Source organism: Massilia sp. TSP1-1-2, from assembly GCF_049896185.1.
GTDB lineage: Bacteria > Pseudomonadota > Gammaproteobacteria > Burkholderiales > Burkholderiaceae_D > Telluria_A.
Map to the genome: position 1 here is coordinate 119,439 of NZ_JAFCTU010000011.1, position 22,961 is coordinate 142,399.

General features: G+C 63.6%; 20 protein-coding genes, 1 other RNA gene and 1 pseudogene. 2 read left to right on the plus strand and 20 right to left on the minus strand.

The window, feature by feature from the left end:
* Position 1 precedes the first annotated feature (1 nt).
* The 12 genes and pseudogenes from mraY to ACP7BV_RS11950 all read right to left on the minus strand — a co-directional run bounded on the left by mraY (position 2) and on the right by ACP7BV_RS11950 (position 13,098).
* The gene (gene mraY / locus ACP7BV_RS11895; RefSeq protein ID WP_426104031.1) at positions 2 to 1,171 is read right to left on the minus strand and encodes a phospho-N-acetylmuramoyl-pentapeptide-transferase; all 1,170 of its coding nucleotides are present in this window, start codon (positions 1,169 to 1,171) and stop codon (positions 2 to 4) included.
* Between the two features lies 1 nt (position 1,172).
* A complete protein-coding gene (locus ACP7BV_RS11900; RefSeq protein WP_426104032.1) occupies positions 1,173 to 2,585 on the minus strand; it encodes a UDP-N-acetylmuramoyl-tripeptide--D-alanyl-D-alanine ligase in 1,413 nt (470 codons plus the stop codon).
* Positions 2,585 to 4,129: a UDP-N-acetylmuramoyl-L-alanyl-D-glutamate--2,6-diaminopimelate ligase gene (locus ACP7BV_RS11905; protein ID WP_426104112.1), complete on the minus strand. Its 1,545-nt coding sequence runs from the start codon at positions 4,127 to 4,129 to the stop codon at positions 2,585 to 2,587. Before ACP7BV_RS11905 ends, ACP7BV_RS11900 begins: the two co-directional genes overlap by 1 nt.
* On the minus strand, positions 4,129 to 5,913 hold the full coding sequence (locus tag ACP7BV_RS11910) for a peptidoglycan D,D-transpeptidase FtsI family protein (protein ID WP_426104033.1): 1,785 nt from the start codon (positions 5,911 to 5,913) through the stop codon (positions 4,129 to 4,131). The genes ACP7BV_RS11905 and ACP7BV_RS11910 overlap by 1 nt, the downstream gene beginning before the upstream one ends.
* The gene (gene ftsL, locus ACP7BV_RS11915; RefSeq protein ID WP_426104034.1) at positions 5,910 to 6,182 is read right to left on the minus strand and encodes a cell division protein FtsL; all 273 of its coding nucleotides are present in this window, start codon (positions 6,180 to 6,182) and stop codon (positions 5,910 to 5,912) included. Before ftsL ends, ACP7BV_RS11910 begins: the two co-directional genes overlap by 4 nt.
* Entirely contained in the window at positions 6,179 to 7,138 is a 960-nt protein-coding gene (gene rsmH, locus ACP7BV_RS11920) for a 16S rRNA (cytosine(1402)-N(4))-methyltransferase RsmH (RefSeq protein ID WP_426104035.1), read from the minus strand. Before rsmH ends, ftsL begins: the two co-directional genes overlap by 4 nt.
* A 9-nt stretch (positions 7,139 to 7,147) precedes the next feature.
* Complete coding sequence (gene mraZ / locus ACP7BV_RS11925; RefSeq protein ID WP_426104036.1) at positions 7,148 to 7,576, minus strand: division/cell wall cluster transcriptional repressor MraZ; 429 nt, start codon at positions 7,574 to 7,576, stop codon at positions 7,148 to 7,150.
* Positions 7,577 to 8,092: 516 nt separating this feature from the next.
* Positions 8,093 to 9,577, minus strand: coding sequence for a glycerol kinase GlpK (gene glpK / locus ACP7BV_RS11930; protein WP_426104037.1), 1,485 nt, complete (start codon positions 9,575 to 9,577; stop codon positions 8,093 to 8,095).
* Positions 9,578 to 9,731: 154 nt separating this feature from the next.
* Positions 9,732 to 10,092, minus strand: an RNA gene (gene rnpB / locus ACP7BV_RS11935) — RNase P RNA component class A.
* 168 nt (positions 10,093 to 10,260) lie between these two features.
* Positions 10,261 to 12,039, minus strand: a pseudogene (locus ACP7BV_RS11940) (putative bifunctional diguanylate cyclase/phosphodiesterase); the annotation flags it as partial.
* Positions 12,030 to 12,224, minus strand: a complete 195-nt coding sequence (locus ACP7BV_RS11945) for a hypothetical protein (protein ID WP_426104038.1) — start codon at positions 12,222 to 12,224, stop codon at positions 12,030 to 12,032. The pseudogene ACP7BV_RS11940 and the gene ACP7BV_RS11945, both read right to left, overlap by 10 nt.
* Before the next feature lie 118 nt (positions 12,225 to 12,342).
* Entirely contained in the window at positions 12,343 to 13,098 is a 756-nt protein-coding gene (locus ACP7BV_RS11950) for a CNNM domain-containing protein (RefSeq protein ID WP_426104039.1), read from the minus strand.
* A gap of 212 nt (positions 13,099 to 13,310) precedes the next feature.
* Between ACP7BV_RS11950 and ACP7BV_RS11955 the strand changes: the two genes are divergently transcribed.
* Both ACP7BV_RS11955 and ACP7BV_RS11960 read left to right on the plus strand, forming a co-directional pair.
* On the plus strand, positions 13,311 to 15,008 hold the full coding sequence (locus tag ACP7BV_RS11955) for a thiamine pyrophosphate-binding protein (RefSeq protein WP_426104040.1): 1,698 nt from the start codon (positions 13,311 to 13,313) through the stop codon (positions 15,006 to 15,008).
* 92 nt (positions 15,009 to 15,100) lie between these two features.
* Entirely contained in the window at positions 15,101 to 15,646 is a 546-nt protein-coding gene (locus ACP7BV_RS11960; RefSeq protein WP_426104041.1) for a DUF7010 family protein, read from the plus strand.
* Between the two features lie 190 nt (positions 15,647 to 15,836).
* On the opposite strand, the gene ACP7BV_RS11965 is transcribed toward ACP7BV_RS11960, so the two are convergent.
* From ACP7BV_RS11965 to ACP7BV_RS12000, 8 genes are read right to left on the minus strand one after another with little or no spacing between them, the layout of a single operon-like run.
* Positions 15,837 to 16,271, minus strand: a complete 435-nt coding sequence (locus tag ACP7BV_RS11965; protein ID WP_426104042.1) for a nuclear transport factor 2 family protein — start codon at positions 16,269 to 16,271, stop codon at positions 15,837 to 15,839.
* Positions 16,268 to 17,035 carry an SDR family NAD(P)-dependent oxidoreductase gene (locus tag ACP7BV_RS11970; protein WP_426104043.1) on the minus strand — a complete coding sequence of 256 codons (768 nt, stop codon included), beginning with the start codon at positions 17,033 to 17,035 and terminating at the stop codon, positions 16,268 to 16,270. The genes ACP7BV_RS11965 and ACP7BV_RS11970 overlap by 4 nt, the downstream gene beginning before the upstream one ends.
* On the minus strand, positions 17,032 to 17,568 hold the full coding sequence (locus ACP7BV_RS11975; RefSeq protein ID WP_426104044.1) for a DUF3833 domain-containing protein: 537 nt from the start codon (positions 17,566 to 17,568) through the stop codon (positions 17,032 to 17,034). The genes ACP7BV_RS11970 and ACP7BV_RS11975 overlap by 4 nt, the downstream gene beginning before the upstream one ends.
* A gap of 11 nt (positions 17,569 to 17,579) precedes the next feature.
* On the minus strand, positions 17,580 to 18,839 hold the full coding sequence (locus ACP7BV_RS11980; protein WP_426104045.1) for an MFS transporter: 1,260 nt from the start codon (positions 18,837 to 18,839) through the stop codon (positions 17,580 to 17,582).
* Positions 18,836 to 19,408: a chalcone isomerase family protein gene (locus tag ACP7BV_RS11985; RefSeq protein ID WP_426104046.1), complete on the minus strand. Its 573-nt coding sequence runs from the start codon at positions 19,406 to 19,408 to the stop codon at positions 18,836 to 18,838. The genes ACP7BV_RS11980 and ACP7BV_RS11985 overlap by 4 nt, the downstream gene beginning before the upstream one ends.
* Position 19,409: 1 nt before the next feature.
* A complete protein-coding gene (locus tag ACP7BV_RS11990; protein ID WP_426104047.1) occupies positions 19,410 to 20,642 on the minus strand; it encodes a class I SAM-dependent methyltransferase in 1,233 nt (410 codons plus the stop codon).
* Positions 20,639 to 21,430: a DUF1365 domain-containing protein gene (locus ACP7BV_RS11995; protein WP_426104048.1), complete on the minus strand. Its 792-nt coding sequence runs from the start codon at positions 21,428 to 21,430 to the stop codon at positions 20,639 to 20,641. Before ACP7BV_RS11995 ends, ACP7BV_RS11990 begins: the two co-directional genes overlap by 4 nt.
* Positions 21,417 to 22,715 carry an NAD(P)/FAD-dependent oxidoreductase gene (locus ACP7BV_RS12000; RefSeq protein ID WP_426104113.1) on the minus strand — a complete coding sequence of 433 codons (1,299 nt, stop codon included), beginning with the start codon at positions 22,713 to 22,715 and terminating at the stop codon, positions 21,417 to 21,419. The genes ACP7BV_RS11995 and ACP7BV_RS12000 overlap by 14 nt, the downstream gene beginning before the upstream one ends.
* Positions 22,716 to 22,961 lie beyond the last annotated feature (246 nt).

Genomic DNA, 22,961 nt, shown 5'->3' on the forward strand with positions numbered 1-22,961 from the left:
GTCAGCGCAGCTTCAGGGTTGACAGGCCAACTAACACCAGCATCATGGTGATGATCCAGAAACGCACGACAACCTGCGTCTCCTTCCAGCCTTTTTGTTCAAAATGGTGATGCAAGGGCGCCATCAGGAACACGCGGCGGCCAACGCCGGTGCGCTTCTTAGTGATCTTGAAGACGACCACCTGGATCATCACCGACACCGTCTCGGCGACGAACACGCCGCCCATGATGAACAGGACGATCTCCTGGCGCACGATGACGGCGATGGTGCCGAGCGCGCCGCCAAGCGCGAGCGCGCCCACGTCGCCCATGAACATCTGGGCCGGATGCGCGTTAAACCACAGGAAGGCCAGGCCGGCGCCAGCCATCGCGCCGCAAAAGATCAGCAGTTCGCCCGCGCCTTCAATATGCGGAATGAACAGGTAGCCGGAATACTTGGCGCTGCCGGTCAGGTAGGCGAACAGGCCAAGGGCCGAGCCGACCATCACGGTGGGCATGATGGCCAGGCCATCGAGGCCGTCGGTGATGTTGACCGCGTTGCTGGTGCCGACAATGACGCAATAGGTCAGCGCGATGAAACCCCACACGCCCAGCGGATAGCTGATGGTTTTCACGAACGGCACGATCAAGTCGGCTTTTGGCGGCAGGTTCATGGCAAAGCCGGACTGCACCCACGCGAAGAACAACTCCCACACCTTGGCCGGCGTGGGCGCGGACACCGAGAACGCCAGGTACAGTGCCGCGGCGACGCCGATCAGGGACATCCAGAAGTATTTTTCGCCCGAGCGCATGCCGTTCGGGTCCTGGTAGACCACCTTGCGGTAGTCGTCGGCCCAGCCGACGGCGCCGAAACCGAGCGTGACGACCAGCACCGGCCAGATCAGGCGATTCGACAGGTCGCACCACAGCAGCGTGGACACGCCAATGGCGATCAGAATCAGCACCCCGCCCATGGTTGGCGTGCCATGTTTTTTCAGGTGCGTTTGCGGGCCGTCCAGGCGCACGGCCTGGCCAACCTTGAGCTGGACCAGCTTGCGGATGACCGCAGGGCCTGCGAACAGGCCGATCAGCACCGCCGTGATGGTGGCGAACACCGCGCGAAAGGTGATGAAGTTAAAGACGCGCAGCGGACCCAAGTCCTGCTGAAAATATTGTGCGAGCCAGAGTAGCATGTCAGTGAGTTTCCTTGCTAATGTTGCTAGTGTTGCCAATGTTGCTAGTGTTGTCCAGGCCCAGAAGGTGCTGGACCACGCGTTCCATTTGCATGAAGCGCGAGCCCTTCACCAGCACCGTCGCGTCGCAATTGCTGCCAAGGCGTGCGTCGAGTGCGGCCAGTAAATCGTCAAACTGTTCAAAATGGCGGGCACCAAGGGCGACCATGTGGCGCGTCAGGTCCCCGGTGACAAAGACTTCGGCGATGCCGCAGCTGGCCGCGTAGGCGGCGATCTCTTCGTGGAACTGCTGGCCCTGGGTGCCGACTTCGCCCATGTCGCCCAGCACCAGGATATGCGGCAAGGATGACTGCGCAAGCACGTCGACCGCGGCGCGTACCGAATCCGGGTTGGCATTGTAGGTGTCGTCAATGACGGTGGCGCCGCACGCCGCGCTCTTTTTTTGCAGGCGGCCGCTAACGGGCGCGAACGCGGCCAGGCCGCGCTCGATGTCTTCGTCGGCCACGCCGGCGGCCACGCAGCAGGCAATCGCGGCCAGCGCGTTGCGCACATTGTGCATGCCGGCGGCGGCCAGGCGCACCGGGAACTGGCGCGCATCCTCGCCCGCTTCGCGCACGACGACCAGCAGGTCGCTGCCAAATGCGGTGGCGTGGTGGGTGCAGGTTACGCCGCACGAGGCGTCCAGGCCAAAGGTGATCGTGCGCCGTCCGGCGGCCAGGTCGTGCCACAGCGGCGTATAGGTGTCGTCGCCCGGGAACACGGCCACGCCCTCAGGCGGCAGGCCGGCCAGCACCGCGCCGTTTTCCTGCGCCACCGCTTGCACGGTGTGCATGAATTCCTGGTGCTCGCGCTGCGCGTTGTTGACCAGTGCAATGCCGGGCGCCGCGATGGCGGTCAGGCGCGCGATTTCGCCCGGATGGTTCATGCCCAGTTCAATCACGGCCGCTTTGTGCGCGGCGTCCAGGCGCATCAGCGTGAGCGGCACGCCAATTTCATTATTCAGGTTGCCGCGCGTGGCCAGGCGCGCCGGTTCGCCAAAGGCTGCGGCCAACACGGCGGCGACCATTTCCTTGACCGTGGTCTTGCCGTTGCTGCCTGTGACGCCAATCACGGGAATGGCAAACTGCGCGCGCCAGGCGTGGGCGATGTGGCCCAGCGCGGCCAGGGTATCCGGTACGATCAGCGCGGGCAGGGTCCAGCCTGGAGGCAGTTCTTCAGCCACCACCGCCGCCACGCCCTTGGCGGCGACCTGCGCCAGGAAGTCATGCGCGTCGAAGTTCTCGCCGCGCAGCGCGACGAACAGCGCGCCGACGCCGGCGCTGCGGCTGTCCGTCGATACGCTGTCAAACGCAGCGTCGCCCGTCACGGCGGCGCCGGGGATGGATCGTGCCAGTTGTGCCAGCGAGCCGCGCATCAGTGCGTCCTCATCATGGTGGCGCGCGCGGCCAGGGCCAGCGCCGCGTGGTCGGCGTCCGAGAACGGCATTTTGCGGCCCTTGATTTCCTGGTACGGCTCGTGGCCTTTACCGGCCAGCAGGATCACGTCAGCCTTGGCCGCGTGCTTGATGGCCGACAGAATCGCCGCGGCGCGGTCTTCGATGGCCTGGATGGTGGAGCCGGCGTGGCTCGCATCCATGCCCGCGACGATCTGGGCGATGATGGCGCCCGGCTCTTCGCTGCGCGGATTGTCGCTGGTGACCAGCACGTGCTCGGCCACCTGCGCAATGGCGCCCATTTGCGGCCGCTTGCCCGGATCGCGGTCGCCGCCGCAGCCGAACACGCACCACAGCGCCCCGCCGCGCTCGCGCGCCACCTGGCGCAAGGCGCCCAGCGTTTTTTCCAGCGCGTCCGGCGTGTGGGCGTAGTCGATGACAACCATCGGCGCATCCTGGCCGCCGACCTGCTGCATGCGGCCCGGGGCCGGCGTCAAGGCCTCGATCGCATCGAGCGCGCTGCGCAGCACGACGCCTTTGGCCAGCAGCGCGCCCAGCACGGCCAGCGCGTTGGAAACATTGAAATGACCGACCAGGTGGGTCTTGACGCTGGCGCCGCCAAAAGGCGATTCGAGGTGGAAATCGGTGCCCGCGTGACGGCTCTTGAATTGTGAGGCGCGCAGCATCGCCACGCCATCGATATCGGGCTGGGCCGCAACATCGCGCAAGGTGTAGCCGATCAGGGGCAGCGCACTGCCAAAGCGGGTTGTGAGGTGGTTGACCAGGCGCATGCCTGCCGGGTCGTCGAGGTTGAGCACTGCTGTTTTTAATCCTGGCCACTCGAACAGCCGGGTTTTGGCTGCTTCGTAGCTTTCCATGTCACCGTGATAATCAAGGTGGTCGCGCGTCAGGTTGGTGAAGATCGCCACATCGAAATGCATGCCTGAAGTACGTTCTTGTTCAAGGCCGATGGAGCTTACCTCAATCGCCAGTGCCGTGGCGCCCGCTTCGCGTACTTGCGCCAGCTTTTCAGCCAGCAGTACCGCGTCCGGCGTGGTGTAGCCGGTAACGTCGTAGTCAACTTCGCCACGGCCCTTGAACATGCCCACGCCAAGCGTGCCGATGACGGCGGCCGTTTCGCCCAGGCGCGCAAAGGCCTGGCCCAGCCACACCGCGCAAGACGTCTTGCCGTTGGTGCCGGTCAGGCCCACGGTAAACATGGCGGCGTCGGGCATGCCGTTGCAGGCGTGAGCGATGGGGCCGGCGTTTTTTTTCAGGTCGGCCACGGCCAAGTGCGGCACGTTCCACGCCGCGTCCCAGGCAAAGTCACGCCCGTCGAACAGCACGGCGGCAGCGCCCTGCGCAATGGCGCGCGCGATGAAGGCGCGCCCGTCGGCGGTGTCGCCCGGATAGGCAAAAAACACGTCGCCGGCCTTGATGCGGCGCGAGTCGGACGCCAGCTTGCCGCCCGGGGCATTGGCTGCGATCCAGCTGCAGATGTCGTGCATGTGCGCTGCCGGCATCATCACATTACCTCCTCGGCGTCGTCGGTCCCGACGATTTGGGTGACGGTGGAATCGGGCGGCACGTTCAGTGCGCGCAGCGCGTTCGACGCCACTGCGGCAAAAGTAGGCGCTGCCACCTGGCCGCCGAAGTGCTCGCGCGTGCCCGGCTCGTCGATCATGACGGCGATGATGAAGCGCGGATTGGACATCGGCACCATGCCCACGAAAGAACCGATGTACTTGCGCGGCATCGCGTAGCGGCCGTTTTCAACCTTGTACGCGGTGCCGGTCTTGCCGCCCACGCGGTAGCCGGCGACCTGCGCCTGCTTGGCCGTGCCGTCCTTGCCGGACACCACGCGCTCGAGCATTTCGCGCATATCGCGCGCCGTCTGCGGCTTGATCACCTGCTGGCCGACCGGCGGCTCCGTCACTTTTTGGAACGACAGGGGAATCATGTCACCGTTGCGGGCAAAGATCAGGTAGCCGCGCGCCAGCTGCAGCAGCGAGACCGAAATACCGTTCCCGTAGCTCATGGTGGCCTGCTCGATCGGGCGCCACGATTTGTACGGACGCACACGCCCCGCCACCGCGCCGGGAAAGCCGAATTTTGGCTGCTGGCCGAAGCCCGCTTCCGTGAACATTTCCCACATCTCTTGCGCGGGCATGTTGAGCGCAATCTTGGAGGTGCCGATATTGGACGACATCTCGATAATCTGCGCCACGCTGATCACATGGTGCGGCTTGGTGTCGTTGATCGGCGCGCCGTTGATGACGAAGCGCCCGGGGCCGGTGTCGATCAGGCTGGTCGGCTTGACGCGGCCGGTGTCCATTGCCAGCGCCACCGTAAACGGCTTCAAGGTCGAGCCGGGCTCGAAAGTGTCGGTGATGACGCGGTTGCGCAGCTGGGCGCCGGTCAGCTTCTTGCGATCGTTCGGGTCGTACGTGGGCCAGTTGGCCAGCGCCAGCACTTCGCCCGTTTTCACGTCCAGCACCACGGCGGCGCCCGCCTTGGCCTTGAATTTTTCAACCGCGGCCTTGACCTGCGAGAAAGCGATGTACTGAATCTTGCTGTCGACCGACAGCGTCAAGTCCTTGCCGTCGTGCGGCTGCTTGGACTGGCCCACGTCCTCGACGATATTGCCGCGCCCATCCTTGATCACGCGCCGGCTGCCGGTTGCGCCCACCAGATTCTTTTGCTGCGCCAGCTCCATGCTTTCCTGGCCCGCGTCTTCAACGTTGGTAAAGCCCACCAGGTGCGTCATGACTTCGCCCTGCGGGTAGAAGCGCTTGTATTCCTTGCGCGTGTCCAGGCCCTTGATGCCAAGCTTGTTGATTTCGGCTATCACGTCCATCTCGACCTGGCGCTTCAAATACACGAAGGTGCGGTCCGAGTCGAGCTTTTTGGCCAGGTCGGCATTGCTCATCTCGAGCAGCTTGGCCAGGTGAGCGAGCTTTTCCGGCGACGACTTGAGTACGTCCTCCGGAATGGCCCACACCGCCTTGACCGGCAAGGACGACGCCAGCACCTGGCCGTTGCGGTCCATGATCTTGCCGCGCGTGGCCGGCAGCTCGATGGTGCGCTCGTAGCGATTTTTACCCTGGGAGATCAGGAATTTGTTGGCCGGACTGCCCTGCAGCCACAGGGCGCGCCCGGCCAGCACCGCAAACGAGGCAAACAGCACGAACAGCACCACGCGCGAACGCCAGGTCGGCAGGCTGACCGCCAGCACCGGGCTTTTCGAGAACGACACGCCTTTGGAGGCGGCGACCCGCGAACCTGTCACGCCATGACCGCCGCGCTTCATTTTGCACCTTCCGTCAAATACTGCGTACGCGCCGCCGACAGCGGCGCCATGTTCAAATCGGTGCGCGCGATCTGTTCGATGCGCGCGTTCTTGCCCAGCGTGGACTGGTCGAGCTGGAGCTGGGCCCAGTCGATGTCGAGCTGCTTGGCCTGATGTTCGAGCTTGCCCAATTCAATGAACAGGTTGCGCGCTTCGTACTGCGCGTTCACCAGCGACAGGGCGGACGTCACCAGCACGGCGGCCAGGATGATATTGATCTTGCCGTTCATGAGCGCGCTCCGGCCAAGCGTTCGGCGACCCGCATCACGGCCGAGCGCGAACGGGGATTGGCGTCAACCTCCAGCTCGGACGGCTTGGATTTCGAAATAAGCTTCATCAACGGCTGCGGCAGATCGACCGCGCGGATCGGCAGGCGGCGGTCGGGCTGTTCGACCTTCGCTTTACTGGCCAGGAACTGCTTGACCATGCGGTCTTCCAGCGAATGAAAGCTGATCACGACCATGCGCGCGCCGGGCGCCAGCATGGCGTAGGCTTCGTTCAGGCCTGTTTCCAGGTCTTCAAGCTCTTTATTGATGAAAATCCGGATAGCCTGAAAGGTACGGGTGGCCGGATCCTTGCCCTTCTCGCGGGTCTTGACGACACGCGCCACGAGACTGGCAAGCTGTCGTGTGCTTGAAATTGGCTCGACTGCCCGGCCAGCAGCAATCGCCTTTGCAATCTGAAAAGCAAACCGTTCTTCCCCATATTCGCGTATCACCTTTTCCAATTGTTGTTCCGGCACACTGGCCAGCCATTGCGCGGCCGACACGCCGCGCGTGGTATCCATGCGCATGTCGAGCGGACCGTCGTTGCGAAAGCTGAAGCCGCGCGCCGCGTCATCGACCTGGGGCGAGGAAATGCCCAGGTCGAGCAGGATGCCGTCAACCTGCTGCACGCCGCGCTCGGCCAGCGCGCTGCGCATGGTGGCAAAACTGTCGTGCACGATCTCGAAACGCGGGTCGCCCACCTGGGCGGCGGTGGCGATCGCCTGCAAATCCTTGTCGAAGGCGATCAGGCGCGCGTTGGGGCCGAGCTTGGACAGGATCAGGCGACTGTGACCGCCGCGCCCGAAGGTACCGTCTATATAGATACCGTCGGCGCGCACGCCATCCAGGCTGAGCGCATCGACCGCTTCATCGAGCAGCACCGTTCGATGCTGGAACTCCGGCACCGCCACATTCGTCATTGGCGGGTCCTAGAAAGAAAAATTGGAGAGGACATCGGGCATGCCGCCGGCGACGGCTTCCTGCTCGTTGTCGGACAGCTTGGCGGCATCCCAGATTTCGAAATGGGTGCCCATACCGAGCAGCATGACGTCGCGCGTCAGGCCGACGGCGCTGCGCAGCTCAGGGGAAATCAGGATGCGGCCGGCCGAATCCATCTCGACATCGCAAGCATTGCCGAGGAAAATACGTTGCCAAGCCTTGGCCGACATGGGCCACGCGGCGATCTGTTCGCGGTGCGATTCCCACACCGGGCGCGGGAAAAACAGCAGGCAGCCGTGGGGATGCTTGGTGAGCGTAAGGCGTCCTTCGCACTGAACGGCGAGCGCGTCACGATGCTTGGCGGGGATTGACATCCTGCCTTTTGCATCGAGATTGATTGCGGAAGCGCCTTGAAACACGAAAGTACCTAGCTTGAGAGTTTTTATGACTGCGCTGTTTTGACGCCAGGAGTTGAAAAACCTCCCACAAAACGACACTTTTTCACACTGTCGCCCACTTTAGATGAAGCAATTCCTATGGTCAAGCGAATTCAAACGTGCGAAATGTGAATTTTGCCAATGAAGTCAAGGACTTAGCGAACAGTGTTCAAGCGGTCTCAAGGGAAAATACGCCGATAATCAGACACTTATAAAACACATTGAATGTGCTACCTCATCTATTCACACAAGTTTTGCATGTTCAGCAATAATTAAATAAATTGTATTTGGTTGACATTGGGCAACACTTACCCAAATTCCACCCGGGGTCAGTTCCCCCATTACGACACGGCCTCATCTGTAAACGAGGTTACAGATGAGGCCGTGTCGTAATGGGGGAACTGACCCAGCGTGAGATTTTGGTGATGGAAAATATTTGGGAAGCGCTGGGAACGATGGGCGCGGTGGGGTGCGCGATTTGGGCCGTTGGCCTGGGGGTCAGGCGACCCAGTTCCGTGAGCGCGCGACCGCTTCGGCCCAGCGCGCCATCAGCGATTGGCGCCGATCGTCGGTCATCGCCGGCTCAAAACGCCGTTCCGCCTGCCATTGCGCGGCGATCTCTTCTTGCGACGCCCAAAACCCCAGCGCCAGGCCGGCCAGGTAGGCCGCACCCAGCGCCGTGGTTTCGGTCACCTTGGGGCGCACTACCGGTACGCCCAGCAAGTCGGCCTGGAATTGCATCAGCATGTCGTTGCGCGCCGCCCCGCCATCGGCCCGCACTTCGGCAACCGGACAGGCGGCATCTTTTTGCATCGCCAGCAGCAGTTCGGCGCTTTGGTAGGCGATCGCTTCGAGCGCCGCGCGCGCAATGTGGCCGCGGTTGGTCCCGCGCGTCATGCCCACCAGCGTGCCGCGCGCGTACGGGTCCCAGTGCGGCGCGCCCAGTCCCGCAAAGGCGGGCACCAGATATACGCCCCCGTTGTCGGGCACGCTCGCGGCCAGGGCTTCAACGTCGCTCGACTTGTCGATGATGCCCAGCCCGTCGCGCAGCCACTGGACCGTGGCGCCGCCCATGAAGACGCTACCCTCCAGCAGATAGTCGGTCTGCCCGCCCACCCGCCAGCCCACGGTGGCCAGCAACCGGTTGGCCGACCGGGGCGCGTGGTTGCCCGAATGCATCAGCATGAAGCAGCCCGTGCCATAGGTGTTTTTGACCATGCCGCGCCGATGGCAGGCTTGCCCGAACGTTGCGGCCTGCTGGTCGCCGGCAATGCCGGCAATCGGAATCGGCCGGCCGAACCACTGCCCGGCAGTGCTGCCCACCTCCTCTGCGCTGGACACCACGTCGGCCAGCATCGCGGCGGGAATACGGAACAGGTCGAGCAAGTCCTGGTCCCAGCGCATCAGGTGAATGTTGAACAGCATGGTGCGCGAGGCGTTGCTCACGTCCGTCACATGGCGCCCGCACAGCTTGAACACCAGGTAGCTGTCGATGGTGCCGAAGGCGAGCTCGCCCCGTTCCGCCCTGGCGCGCGCGCCGGCCACGTTGTCCAGCAGCCAGGCCAGCTTGGTGGCCGAAAAATAAGCGTCCAGCTCGAGTCCGGTAATGGCTTGTATCAGCTTGGCGTGGCCGTCCTCGCGCAGCTGGTCGCAGGCGGCGGCCGCGCGCCGGTCCTGCCAGACAATGGCGGGGGCGATCGCTTGCCCGCTCTTGCGGTCCCACACGACGGTGGTCTCGCGCTGGTTGGCAATGCCGATACCGCAAACGTCGGCAACATCGACGCCGTGATCGACCAGCACGCGGCGCGCCACGGCCAGCTGGCTTTCCCAGATGTCGGTGGCGTCATGCTCGACCCAGCCGGGCTGGGGAAAATACTGGGGGAACTCTTGCTGCGCGCTGCCGCATGGCTGGCCCTGGCGGTCGAACAGGATGGCGCGCGAACTGGTGGTGCCCTGGTCGAGGGCGAGGATGTACTTTTTCATGAGTAACCTCAAGGCCGGGCGCAAGCGCCGCAGTGAGCTGGCAAACAGGTGCTGCCGGAAGCTGTCGAACGCTTTTGCGCACGCTTGCGCGCCCCTGCGCAACGGGCCTGCCTTGCGAGGCAGGCTTGGCCCATGTCAGCGGGCCGAAATCAAAAAGTGAAGCAGGCCGATAGGCCGGATTTTGTTACGGCAGTCGCCCTTGCGGGTCCCTGCTATGACAGCCATTCCTCTAGGCGCCGAATTACTCCGGCGCTCAAGCTCCCTACCCGCACGCTCCGCGAGCCGCCTCAACGCGTGCCTATTTGGGATTGCTCCAGATGGAGGTTACCGCGTTTCACCGTAACTTAATACGCTCGTCTCTGTGGCCCTATTCCTCGCCTTATACTCCCCGGCCATACAAGTACGGCCGGTCGGCTTTCAGCGGACGGCCATTAACCGTCATCCTGCTCTATGGAGTCCGGACCTTCCTCCCGCCGACGCATTACGCGCCAGCCAGCGACTGTCTGGCCTGCTTCACGGACGTATTGTACCGCGTTGGCGGCGCGCCAGGGGCGCGCTGCCAACGCGCCGGTCCGCCAGGCCATTCTTGAGCAGTTGCGCGTACTGCTCACCGGCAAGCGGGCGGCTAAAGTAAAACCCTGCCCTTCATCGCACTTCAGTTCGCGCAGGAGCTTGCATTGCTCCTGCGTTTCCACGCCTTCGGCGACCACTTTCAAGTTCATGCTGCGGCTCATGCCGATCACCGCCTTGACGATGATGCCTTTGTCCTGCGGCGAGACCAGGTCGCGGACCAACGACTGGTCGATCTTGAGCACATCGACGGGAAAGTTTTTCAGGTAACTCAGGCTCGAGTAGCCGGTGCCAAAATCGTCCACCACCAGCTGCACGCCCAGCTGCTTCAAGTCGCGCAAGATGGCAAAGCTCGATTCGGCATTTTTCATGAGCACGCCCTCGGTCAGCTCCAGCTCCAGTCGCGCCGGATCAAGACCGGTTTCGTCGAGCACGTCGCGCACGCCGTCGAGAAAGCCCGGCGCACGAGATTCGCAAGCCGAGACATTGACAGCGATGGTGCCCGGATCAAGCCCCGCATCCTGCCACTGGCGCGCCTTGCCGCACGCCTCGCGCAGCACCCAGTGGCCGATCGCTTCAATCCAGCCGCACTCCTCGGCGATGCGCACAAAGCGGTCCGGCATCATCAGGCGCTGCCCGGGCAGGCGCCAGCGCAGCAATGCTTCGGCGCCGGTGATGACCCCGCGGCGCAGGTCGATCTTGGGCTGGAAATGGAGCACCAGTTCGCCGCGGTCTTTGGCGTAACGCAAGCGAGCTTCGAGCATCTGGCGCTCCAGCGCGCGCCGATTCATGTCGCGGTTAAAAAACTGCACCCTGCCGCGCCCCGCTTTTTTGGCGTAATACATCGCGGCGTCGGCATTGCCGACCAGCGTTTCGGCGTCGCGACCGTCTTCCGGATACATGCTGATACCGATACTGCCGGTAATGTGCAGGTGGTGCCCTGCCACCAGATGCGGGCGCGCGATGTCGGCCAATATTCTGCTCGCCGTCAGGGCGATGCCGGCCACCGACTCGTCGTCGCCGCTGATGATGATGAATTCGTCGCCGCCCTGCCGCGCCACGGTGTTGCTGGTGCGGTTGTGGGCGCTCAAACGCTGGGCCATCGATTCGAGCAGCTTGTCGCCCACCACGTGGCCAAGCGAATCGTTGACCAGCTTGAAGTTGTCCAGGTCCAGAAACAGCACCGCCAGTTGGCGCGACTGGCGCGCCGCCAGCGCAATGGCGTGCGCCATGCGCTCGTCGAGCAGCAACCGGTTGGGCAGGCCGGTCAGAACGTCGTGCTGGGCCAGATAGGCCATGCGCGCCAGCATGGTCGCTTGGGCAACACTGGCATCGTACAGCACGATCACCGCGCCGCTCAAGCCCCCGCTGCGTTCGTGCACGGGCGCGACCGACAGTTCGATCGCGGTGGCGCTGCCGTCGGCGCGCATGAGCATCATGCCGGCCGCGCCGCGCACGGGCTTGTCATGCAGGATCGCCTGGCGCAGGTGATCGCAGATGGGCGTATTGGTGAGCGCATCGAACACACAGGCGACTTCGGAAAACGGCCGGCCGTAGGCAAACGCGCGCGGGCAACCCGTCATGCGCTCCGCCACGCTGTTCAGGTAGCCGACACTGCCGTCGAGATCGGTGCTGATGACAGCCTCACCGATCGACTCCAGGATCACCCGGGTACGCTCTTTCTCGACATACAGGTCGGCCTCGACCGCCTTGCGGTGGATAATGTTGGCCAGCGCCTGGGGTATCAAGCTATTGTTGAAATAGCCGTGGAGCAAATACCCCTCCGCACCCAGCGTGACCGCCTCGAACGCCAGCGCCTCATCGGCCTGGGGCACCAGCGCCAGCACCGGCATGCCGGGCGCTGCCGCCAGCAATTGCTCGATCACGGCCACGCCGCTGCAGTCGGGCAGGCAAAGGTCGGCGAGAACGATATCGATGCGTTGCGTTGCGTGGCAAGCTCGCTAAGCGAAGCGGCCAAGGTGCCGGCCGCAACGATGTCGAACGGGCCATCGCGCGAACGCAGCAGCAGACGGCGCAAGTCGGACGCGTCAGCCGCGTGCGCGGTAACAATTAACACGACAGCATTCATGAGTTGGTCACCGGTGGCCCGCTATGCCCGCATCAATTGCAGGCCAACAACCAATATAGAACTGTTTAGGCCGTTGTCAAATTGCGAACTGAGCAATGGTTTGGCATTACAGCGCCGCCACCAGCACCCGGTCGATCCGGTGGCGGTCCATATCGACCACTTCGAAGCGGTAGCCATTCCACTCCAGATGCTCGGCGGCGCGCGGAATATGGCCAAGCTGATGCAACAGGAAACCGGCCAAGGTGTGGTAGGCGCCGCCTGCCTCGTCCGGGAACACGACGGCGGTGCCGAGCAGTTCGCGCAGGCATTCCAGCATGCCGCTGATTTCCTGATGGGTGGGCGCCTCGTCGCGCCGCTCGTGCAGGCCCAGCAGACGCATGATCAAGTCATTGGTAAAGGCGAGCACCGCAACAAACGGGCGCATGAGGCGCGAGAGCTGGCGCAGCGGGCGCGCGACCAGCATCGCCACCCGTTCCGGGTGCTGCATGGCGATGCTTTTTGGCACCAGCTCGCCGAATATGAGGGACATGAACGTAATGCCGGCAATGACAACGGCCAGCGCCGCTTCGCGCGCGTAGGGCGCCAGGGCCGGCACCTGCGCCAGCCACGGCGCCAGGCGCGCGGTGAGCGACGCTTCGCCGAAGGCGCCATTGAAAATGCTGATCAGGGTGATGCTGATCTGGACGGTGGAAAGAAAGGTGCTGGGATTGTCGGCCAGGTCAAGCGCCACGCGCGCGCCCGCGCTGCCGTTGCGCTCGGACTCTTCCAGGCGCAGGCGCTTGGCCGATGCGATGGCAAGCTCCGCCATGGCAAACACGCCGTTGAGCAAGATCAGGGCAAGAATAATCAGTAGATCGGTCATCAAGGCGGCCCATGGGATCACGAAGGTCCAAGCTAGCCCGCACGAAGGGCGTTCGTTTGATATGCACCAATCGCGCGCATCTCACGCGCATCTCGCGCGCAAAACGGCCTTGCGGCCTGTCCAATTCTGAAATTTTCTGTCGTATTTTCAAAAGCTCCGTGGAAACACCTCGCATAGAATGGCTGACACTCCATCCTAGAGGCTACAGACTTATGACGCTCCCTTCCCGCAGTGGCGGCCAGATCCTGGTCGATGCGCTCAACATCCATGGCGTCGACACCGCCTTTGGCGTTCCGGGCGAAAGCTACCTCGACGTTCTTGACGCCCTGCACGATTCGGACATCCGCTTCATCATCAACCGCCAGGAAGGCGGCGCCGCCTTCATGGCCGAGGCCTACGGCAAGATGACCGGCAAACCGGGCATCTGTTTTGTCACGCGCGGGCCGGGCGCAACCAATGCATCGATTGGCGTACACACCGCCTACCAGGACTCGACCCCGATGATCCTGTTCATCGGCCAGGTCGGCAACGACTTCACGGACCGGGAAGCGTTCCAGGAAATTGATTACCGCCGCATGTACGGCCAGATGGCCAAGTGGGTGACCCAGATCGACCGCGCCGACCGGATTCCCGAATATTTGGCGCGCGCCTTCCAGGTGGCCACCAGCGGGCGGCCGGGCCCGGTGGTGCTGGCCCTGCCCGAAGACATGCTGGTCGACGTTGCCAGCGTGGCCGACACCAGGCGCTACACGCCGGTGCAGGCGTCGCCGTCAAGCGCACAGATCGAGACGCTGCGCAACATGCTGGCCGAATCGAAGCGCCCGGTCGTGCTGCTGGGCGGCGGCACCTGGAACGCGCAAGCCTGCGCCGACCTGGCCCGCTTTGCCGAAGCGAACGCGCTGCCGGTCGGCTGCGCGTTCCGCTTCCAGGATTTGCTCGACAACGCGCACCCGAACTACATCGGCGACGTCGGCATCGGCATCAATCCCAAGCTGGCAGCGCGCGTGCGCGACGCCGACCTGCTCATCGCCATCGGCCCGCGCCTGGGCGAAATGACCACCAGCGGCTACTCGCTGCTCGCTTCCCCGGTGCCCAAGCAGCGCCTGGTGCACTTGCATGCCGACGCCGAAGAACTGGGCAGCGTCTACCAGGCCGAATTGATGATCAACAGCGGCGCCCCGCAAGCGTGCGCGATGCTCGCGGCGATGGCGCCGGTGGACGCGCGCGCATGGCAAGACAGCGTTGCCGAAGCGCGCGCCGAACTGGCCGCCTACCAGGAGCAGCCGCCGATCTTCAAGGACGGCACGGCGCCGCTCGACCTGTGGCAGGTGGTGCAGCAACTGCAGGCGGCGGTCCCGAAGGACACCATCATCACCAATGGCGCGGGCAACTACGCGTCGTGGGCGCACCGCTTTTATCGCTACGGCGGCATGCGCACCCAACTCGCGCCCACCAATGGCGCGATGGGCTACGGCGTGCCGGCCGGCGTGGCGGCAAAAATCATCGATCCTGAGCGCACCGTGATCACGTTCGCGGGCGATGGCGAATACATGATGAACGGCCAGGAGCTGGCCACCGCCGTGCAGTACAAGGCGGGCGTGCTGATCATCGTCTTTAACAACAGCATGTTCGGCACCATCCGGATGCACCAGGAGCGCGATTATCCGGGGCGCGTGTCGGGAACGACGCTGCACAATCCCGATTTTGCAGCGCTGGCGCAGGCCTATGGCGCGCACGGCGAAGTGGTGAACACGACCGCCGAGTTCGGCCCGGCCTTGGCGCGCGCGCTGGCCCATACCAGGGAGCAGTCGCTGCCTGCGATCATTGAGTTGCGCTATGACGGCAATTTGATTACGCCAAATGCAACGTTGGAGACGATTCGCAAAACGGCGCAGGCGCAGGGGAAGTGACAGCGATTTTTTAACGTTGGCCAAAGACGGCCGCAGAATGCTTGCCGGTCCGCGATGTCCGCATCAATCGCAGTGAAGCGCAGAAAGAAGTAATGAAACTATCTCTATCTGAAGATCAGCAAAATGAAATGCGCCACGCCTATTATGATGGCGCCCCAGGCATGCTGGTATCGGGTCTCGTCTGGATTGCCGCCGCACTTGTGTGTGATCTGCTTGGCCTGCGCCAGGCCGTATGGACGCTGCTCTTGGGTGGCGCGCTCATTTACCCGATCAGCGTCCTTGTAACGAAGGCGGCAGGACGGGCGGCAAAGACAAGCCCGGACAACGCGCTGAACCAACTTGTCATGGCGTCGACAATTTGGCTGATCCTTGGCTGCGCGATGGCCTATGGTCTTTTTCTTTTCAATCCCGCGCTATTTTTTCCAGCAATGATGGCGACGATTGGCAGTCGCTACCTGGTCTTTGCAAGTGTTTATGGCAGAGCGATTTTCTGGACCATGGGAGCAAGCCTTATTGTTGCTGGAAATGTCGTTTTCTTTCTCGCGATCCCACCCGCCGTCGCGGCAGGACTTGGCGGAGCGATGGAGATTGCCTTTGCGTTCTTCGTGTTTTCAAAAGCGTCCAAGCTCGCGGCCTGAAACTGGAACAGGCCGTCTGCCAAACGGCCAGGACGAGCCGACCAAGCGCACAGACACAGTTGGCGCCAACTATTTGGCGCCAACTATATGGCGTTTTCAATAAAGAGGTGTCGCGCCGCATGCTGACACCGGCGAAAGCTGCGCATTCATTCGCCACCCCAATGCCAGGCGCCGGGGTGGCAGCGCCATATTACTTGTTCGCGGCGCGCTTGAGCCAGCGCATCAGGCTGCCGATCAGCGGCAGCTTTTCATACAACTCCTCGGCCGCATCCCAGTAATCCCGGTGCACCGCCACCTTGCCGTCGGCATCGAAAATAATCTGCGTGGCGCCCACGATGGTCTGCGTTTCCTTTGAAAACCGCTTCATTTCAAACAGGAATTCCCACGTCAAGAACGCCTGCGGCCCCTGCAGCACCTTGGTCGTCACCACGAAACGGGGCGCCTTCACCTGTTCGAACATGTGCTCGAAAATGCGCGCTATCTCGCCCAGCCCGCACACCTCGTTGAACGGATCCTTGAACCTGGCATCGACCGCATACACCTGCGCCAGCCGTTCGTGCAAATCGTCGCCGCTGATGGTTTCAAAAAAGCGCACCAGGCGCTCGAGCTCTGGTTCCCGGTTCATAGCTTCGTCACTTTATGGATCAGCCAGAAGTACAGCCGATACGGCAGCAGCCGCGCCAGGCGCATGCTGTTGGTAAAGCGCCTGGGAAAGTGAATATGAAACTGCCCGCGCTCGATGCCGTCCACCAGCTGCGCGGCGGCATCCTTGGCCGTCATCAGCGCCGGCATCTCAAAGTCATTGTGCGCCGTCAGCGGCGTATCGACAAAGCCGGGGTTGATCTGGTACACCGCAATCCCCTTGGGATGCAGGTCCAGGTACAGCGACTCGGTCAGGTTGATCAGCGCCGCCTTGGTCGGCCCGTACACCAGCGCCTTGGGCAGCCCGCCGTAACCGGCCACCGAGGCCACGATCCCGATCCCGCCCGTCCCCTGGCGCAGCAGTTGCGGCAGCACCGGCGCCAGGCAGTTGAAGACGCCGCGCAAATTCAGGTCGATCAAGCCGTTGGCCAGCGCCAGGTCAAAGCTATCGGCCCGCATTTCGTTGTAGCCGCCCGCCACCACCAGCACCAGGTCGATGCCGCCCCATTCGGCCACCAGCTGCTTGCAGGCGGCGGCCACAGCGGCGCTGTCTGTCACATCCAGCGGCAATGCCATCGCGCCTGGCGTGTTGGCGGTGGTTGCCGCCAGCTTTTCCACGCTGCGCGCGGAAAACGCCACCCGCGCCCCGCCATCGACCAGCAGGTGCGCGCACGCTTCGCCGATGCCAGTGGAAGCGCCGATCACCCAGACCCGCTTGTCCTTCCAGCTGGTAATCGCCGGATTCATTGCGCGCGCCTGGTGAACGACAGCGTCACGTTGCCCAGGTTGAAACCATACTTGCTCATCGCGGTCCGGTTCAGCATGACGTTCTGGTCGATCAGGAACATCCAGTCATCCATGTCGACGTTGATGATCTTGCCGTCGACGGGCAGCGCCAGCACATATTTCCAGTTCAGCGAATTGCCCGAGACGACACCGCGCGCCGTGCCCACCACGTCCGGCGCGGTGGCGGTAAAAGCGCCCTGCCCCGTTTTCTTGAGCGTCCAGACGCGCTTTTGCTTGGTGCCGTCGGCATAGGTAAAGTCTTCGTCGAGCGTACCGGTATCGCCCTGCCACGAAGCGCGCATCACGACAACGAAGCGCTTGATGACGGCGCCCGAGCGGTCCTGGAACATGCCGTGGGCGTCGAGCGTGCCGCTGAAATACTGTTCCACTTCCAGGCGCGGCTGCTCTTTCGCGTAGAGATCCGAGTTCGGCGTGCTGCAAGCTGCAAGCAAGGCAAAAACGGCGCCGCAGGCGATGTTATTAAATAGTTTCATGATAGGTTCCTTTATAAATGCCGCAGCGGCGCGCGCCACAACAGGGCCGCGGCCAGCAGTTTCAATGCGCACGGCAGCAAGGCGTAAGCTGCCACCAGCGCGCTCGTCGCGCCGCCCGAGCCGGGCACAAAACCCAGCCACGCGAGCAGCGGCAGGGCAATGCCGGCAGCGAGCGCCAGCGTCATTTGCACGCCCCAGTTCCACACGCCGAAGTACGCCGCCTCGCGCGAGCCGGAGTGGCCCGCGCCATGGATCACGCCGGCCAGCAGCGCGGGCGGCAGCGCCAAGTCAGCGCCCACGGCCAGGCCGGACAGCACGCAGATCGCGCCGAATCCCAACGCCGCGCCCGGCCCCAGCCCGAAAGCCCAGACAAACACCACGGCCGCCAGCAGCATGCCGCCGACCCAGGCGCGGGCCTCGCCAAAGCGCACCGCCAGCGCGACCCAAAATGGAATCGAGATGGCGGCGGCGCCGAAATACATGATCAAGAACAGGCCGGCATAGGCGCCAAGGCGCAAATGGTCGGTCGCGAAAAACAAAAACAGTGTGGCGGGAATGGCCGAGGCCACGCCATTGACCATCAATACCGCGAACAGCGCCCGAAAGCGGGCCTGGCGAAACGGGATCGCCATGGCGCGCCAGCCAAGGGCGTGGTTGCCAGCGACCGCCGGCGCCGGCCGCGGCGCCCTCCACAGCAGCAGCGCCGCGCCCAGCAGCAGCGCCAGCGCAAACGCGATCGACAGGGCGCCGTAGCCGGCCGCGCCGGTCACGCCGGCGGCCAGCACCACGCCCGCCAGGCCGCACGCTTCGCGCACGCCCGACACGCGCGCCCGTTCGGCCGGCGCCTGCGTGAGCGCCGCGCCCCAGCTCTGGTGCGCAATGGTCGCGATGCCAAAGCCGACATACACCAGCATCAGCGTGGCCAGGAACCAGGCGAGCGACGCAGCCGGCCCCAGTGCGGGTGGATGGAACAATGCCACAAAAGAGGCCAGCAGCAGCGGCAGCGCCAGCGCCACGTAGCGCGCATACGCGCCCTGCCCGCGCGCGATCCACAGCCCGAGCAGCGGGTCGATAAAGGCGGCGGCCACGCGCGCGGTCAGCAGCACCGCGCCTATCATGGCCAGCGACAGGCCGGCGCGCGCCGCGTAAAACTGCGGCAGGTAGACATAAATTGGCAAGGCGACCATCGCCAGCGGCAGACCGAAGACGCCGTAACTGAGCAGCGTCCTCAGCATCAAGGGCGGCAGCAAAGGCGAGGCCGCCAGCTTCATCGGGGCGCCGCGTCTTTAAGCAGCGCCCCGCGCAAGGTTTTGGCGCTGGTTTGGGGATCGAGCCAGATGGCGAAAAAGGCGCGCGCAAATGCCGGATCGGAAATCGTGGCGAGCGGCCGGCCATCGAGGTAAAAGCGCGCGCCGGCGGTCGGCAGGAACACGCCGCCGATGCGCGAACCCTCCTTCACATCCGGGAAAATTTCCTTCATGCGCGCCAGCCAGGCGGCCCGCTGCACGGCCGTGCCGGCGCCGATCTTTTCCATCTGCTCGGCGCTCGCCTCGGCGATCTTGACGCCATCGAGCTTGCGCGCATAGCGCAGCTCCAGCACGAAGGGTTGGTCCGGCTGGTAGCCTTTATCGCCCACCCACAGTTCGGCGTCGTAGATCTTCAGGCCAAACCAGGTGAACGGCCCCTGCCCTGCCAGGTGCGCCCGCGTCAGATGGCTTTCGATGTGCGCGGGCGCGGCCGGTGCAGCCGTTGCGGCTGGTGCGGCTGGTGCGGCAAGCGCGGCATGGGCGCCGGCCAATGCAAGGAGCATGACGAACAGCGTGACAAGGCGCGTGATCATGTCATTCCTTGACCAGCGTGAAGTGCATGACGTCGGTATTGCGCTCCCTGAAGGCGGCCTCGCAGTAGCACAGGTAAAACTCCCAGGTGCGCACGAAGCGCTCGTCGAAGCCTTGCGCACGCACCTGGTCTAGGCGCGCGTGGAAGGCGCGCCGCCAGGCAACCAGCGTGTCGGCGTAGTCAAGCCCGAAACCGGACTTGGCCGTCACTTTCAAGCCGTATTGCGCGGCCATCTGCTCGAACACGGCCGGCGAAGGCAGCATCCCGCCCGGGAAAATATACTGCTGGATGAAGTCGGTGCTCTTGCGATAGCGTTCGAACAATTCGTCGGCAATCACGATGGTCTGGATGCATGCGCGCCCGCCCTGCTTGAGGCTGCGCGCAACGCACTCAAAGTAGCTGGGCCAGTAGCTCTCGCCTACCGCCTCGAACATTTCGATCGAGGCCACCGCGTCGTACTGGCCTTCGCTGTCGCGGTAGTCGCACAGGCGCAGGTCGCTGCTGTTGGCCAGGCCCGCTTCGAACAGGCGGCGCTGGGCGTAGGCCAGCTGCTCGGTCGACAAGGTCAGCCCGGTGACGTGCACGCGCGCTTCGCGCGCGGCCAGCTCGGCAAAGCCGCCCCAGCCGCAGCCGATCTCGAGCACGTGCTGGCCGGGCGCCAGTTCAAGCTGGTTGACGATGGCGCGGTACTTGGCTTGCTGCGCCTTTTCCAGGTCGCCGCCCGACTCCTTGGTGTACAGCGCGCTCGAGTAAGTCATCGACGGGTCGAGCCACAGCTTGTAGAAGGCGTTGCCAATGTCGTAGTGGGCGTGAATATTCTTGCGGCTGCCGGACTTGGTATTGCGGTTCAGGAAATGCTTGACGCGATAGAACAGGCTGCCCCACCAGCTGCCGTACACCAGCGACTCCATGGCATCGCGATTGCGCACCATCAGCGCGATCAGGCCGGTCAGGTTGTCGGTACTCCAGCTGCCGTCGATATACGATTCGGCAAAGCCGATGTCTCCCGAGCGCATGGCCGCCGTGAACAGGTCCCAATTGTGCAGCTCCAGCGTGACCACGCCCGGGCCATTGCCGAACATGAGCGATTCGCCGCTTGGCGTGCGCAGCTTGAGCGTGCCGTACTGCAGCCTGGCCAGCAGCTTGAGGATGATCTGGGCCGAGGCCGGGACCGGCTGCGCCGCTCCACTGGTCTCGGCAAGTGCGCTCAGGGATGGCATGGATTCGGAGCTCATCGTGTTACCTCTTGATTAGGTGCTGCAGGTTTCGAGAAAAACGGCACACGCTTGAGCCACAGGCGCAGCGCTTGCACATGGATGCGCAGGACGACGCCAACCGTCATCAGCGGAAAACAGAAAAAAGCGCGCGCCACGCTGGCATTGCTGACGTCGGCCGCCACGCCCGATACGCTCGTTTGCAGCAGCGCGCCGTCGGCGTCGTCGTAGTCGATGCAGGCCAGCGTGCGCTCGCGCCCGTCGCGAAGGAGCTTGGTGAAGCGGAAGCGATAGCCGCCTTCCACCTTGCAAAAGGGCGAGACATGAAACACCTTGCGCGCGGTCAGTTCGCTGCCAAAGTCGATCTCCCAGCCGGTGTCGAGCAGGTAGAAGTGGCGCTGGCCAAAGGTGTTGCGCACGTCGCACACGATGGCGCGCAAGCCGCCGTCGCGACGGTGGCAAAAATAAAAAGAAACCGGATTGAAGACGAAGCCGAGCACGCGCGGCATGGCTTGCAGCCAGACTTCGCCGTCGGCGTCGGCCACGCCTTCGCTCTTGAGCAGCGCGTCGATCCATGCCAGCAGCGGCTGCTGGCCGTCACCGTGGTCGCGGTCGACGAACGATAGAAGATTGAAACGGTTGCGCGAAAACAGCGCGCAGCCGAAGTCCTTGCTGCCGAGCGAGCGCAGCGGCAGACGCAGGTAGTAGTTACCGTAGGCGAAAGCGTTGCGCACAGGCCGCAGGCGCGTGTGGCGCACTGTGCCAAAGCACAGTTGCGGCTGGGACGCGGGCACGTCAAGCGGCAACATTGGCTTGTCCGTGCATCAAGGCCGTCAAAGCGGCGGCGGCCGCCAGACCCGATTTCAAGCCGTCTTCATGGAAACCGTAACCGGTCCAGGCGCCGGCGAACCAGGTGTTGCGCGCGCCCTGAAAGGTGCCAAGGCGCGTCTGCGCGGCCACGGCGCCGGCGTCGAACACCGGATGCGCATAGTCGAAACTGGCCAGCACGGTGGCCGGATCGGGTTCGTCAAGCGGGTTGAGCGACACGATCACGCTGGTGCGAAACGGCAGCGGCTGCAGTTGGTTGAGCAGGTAGTGCACGCACACTTGCGGCGTGGGCGCCGCGTTGCTCTGGTAATTCCAGGCCGACCACGCCTTGCGCGAGCGCGGCAGGCAGCTGGCATCGGTATGCAGCACGGCGCGGTTGGGCTGATAGCGCACCGCTTCGAGCACCTGGCGCTCGTCGGCGCTGGCCTCGTCGCCCAGCAGCGCGAGCGACTGGTCGCTGTGGCAGGCCATCACGACCTGATCGAACTGTTCAATTGCGCCGGCCGTATGCACGCGCACCGAACGCGCGCCGCCGATGCCGCGCGTCACGCGCGTGACCGGGGTGGCCAGGCGCTTGCCGGGAATGGCGGCGAGCAGCTTGGTGACGTAATTGCGCGAGCCGCCGACCACCGTGCGCCACTGGGGACGGTCGCTCACTTGCAGCAGGCCATGGTTGTGGCAGAAACGAATAAAGGTCGACACTGGAAACTCAAGCATCTGGTCGGACGGGCAAGACCAGATACAGGCGGCCATCGGCAGCAAATACCAGGCGCGGAACTGGGCGCTGTAACCGTGCAGGTCGAGAAAATAGCCGAGCGGCATGTGCGGGATCGTGCCGTCGGTTGCCAGTTGCGTGGCTTGCTTGTTAAAGCGCAGGATGTCGCGCACCATGCGCAAAAAACGCGGGCGCAGCAAGTTGCCGCGCTGGGCGAAGACGGTGTCGAGGTTGCTGCCGGCCCATTCGAGAACGCGCGCGCCGGCAGCTTCGCCCAGCGGCATCTTGACCGAGAACGACATATCGCTGGGGGCCGTTTCCACGCCCAGCTCGGCGAACAGCGCGATCAAGTTGGGATAGGTGCGGTCGTTAAAGACAAGAAAACCGGTATCCACGCCATGGGTGACGCCGTCGAGCGTCACGTCGACAGTGTTGCTGTGACCGCCAAAATAGTTGCCTGCTTCGTACAAGGTCACATCGGCCCCGCCCTGGACAAGACGGTAGGCGCAGGACAGTCCGGAGATGCCGGCCCCAATCACAGCTACTTTCATCATTTCACCTCAATACCAAGTTTGTCTAGGACAAATGCTTTACAAGAAGCATAATCCGGGAAATAATGCGTCTTGTCAATCGTTTGTCCACGACAAACTTTGCGCATATAGATTTATACGTGGCAGCGTGACAAATGGATTCAAAGTGAAGAAATTCCGGTACGGGAATATTTTGAGACGCCGCATCCTGCCTTCCCCTCTTATTGGGCAGGCCGATACTGCTATATCGGCTAGTAGGAAAGCGAT

Coding starts and splice junctions, on each gene's coding strand:
- mraY (WP_426104031.1), bottom strand. CDS start 1,171: ATGCTACTCTGGCTCGCACAATATTTTCAGCAGGACTTGGGTCCGCTG.
- ACP7BV_RS11900 (WP_426104032.1), bottom strand. CDS start 2,585: ATGCGCGGCTCGCTGGCACAACTGGCACGATCCATCCCCGGCGCCGCC.
- ACP7BV_RS11905 (WP_426104112.1), bottom strand. CDS start 4,129: ATGATGCCGGCAGCGCACATGCACGACATCTGCAGCTGGATCGCAGCC.
- ACP7BV_RS11910 (WP_426104033.1), bottom strand. CDS start 5,913: ATGAAGCGCGGCGGTCATGGCGTGACAGGTTCGCGGGTCGCCGCCTCC.
- ftsL (WP_426104034.1), bottom strand. CDS start 6,182: ATGAACGGCAAGATCAATATCATCCTGGCCGCCGTGCTGGTGACGTCC.
- rsmH (WP_426104035.1), bottom strand. CDS start 7,138: ATGACGAATGTGGCGGTGCCGGAGTTCCAGCATCGAACGGTGCTGCTC.
- glpK (WP_426104037.1), bottom strand. CDS start 9,577: ATGAAAAAGTACATCCTCGCCCTCGACCAGGGCACCACCAGTTCGCGC.
- ACP7BV_RS11950 (WP_426104039.1), bottom strand. CDS start 13,098: ATGACCGATCTACTGATTATTCTTGCCCTGATCTTGCTCAACGGCGTG.
- ACP7BV_RS11955 (WP_426104040.1), top strand. CDS start 13,311: ATGACGCTCCCTTCCCGCAGTGGCGGCCAGATCCTGGTCGATGCGCTC.
- ACP7BV_RS11960 (WP_426104041.1), top strand. CDS start 15,101: ATGAAACTATCTCTATCTGAAGATCAGCAAAATGAAATGCGCCACGCC.
- ACP7BV_RS11965 (WP_426104042.1), bottom strand. CDS start 16,271: ATGAACCGGGAACCAGAGCTCGAGCGCCTGGTGCGCTTTTTTGAAACC.
- ACP7BV_RS11970 (WP_426104043.1), bottom strand. CDS start 17,035: ATGAATCCGGCGATTACCAGCTGGAAGGACAAGCGGGTCTGGGTGATC.
- ACP7BV_RS11975 (WP_426104044.1), bottom strand. CDS start 17,568: ATGAAACTATTTAATAACATCGCCTGCGGCGCCGTTTTTGCCTTGCTT.
- ACP7BV_RS11980 (WP_426104045.1), bottom strand. CDS start 18,839: ATGAAGCTGGCGGCCTCGCCTTTGCTGCCGCCCTTGATGCTGAGGACG.
- ACP7BV_RS11985 (WP_426104046.1), bottom strand. CDS start 19,408: ATGATCACGCGCCTTGTCACGCTGTTCGTCATGCTCCTTGCATTGGCC.
- ACP7BV_RS11990 (WP_426104047.1), bottom strand. CDS start 20,642: ATGAGCTCCGAATCCATGCCATCCCTGAGCGCACTTGCCGAGACCAGT.
- ACP7BV_RS11995 (WP_426104048.1), bottom strand. CDS start 21,430: ATGTTGCCGCTTGACGTGCCCGCGTCCCAGCCGCAACTGTGCTTTGGC.
- ACP7BV_RS12000 (WP_426104113.1), bottom strand. CDS start 22,715: ATGAAAGTAGCTGTGATTGGGGCCGGCATCTCCGGACTGTCCTGCGCC.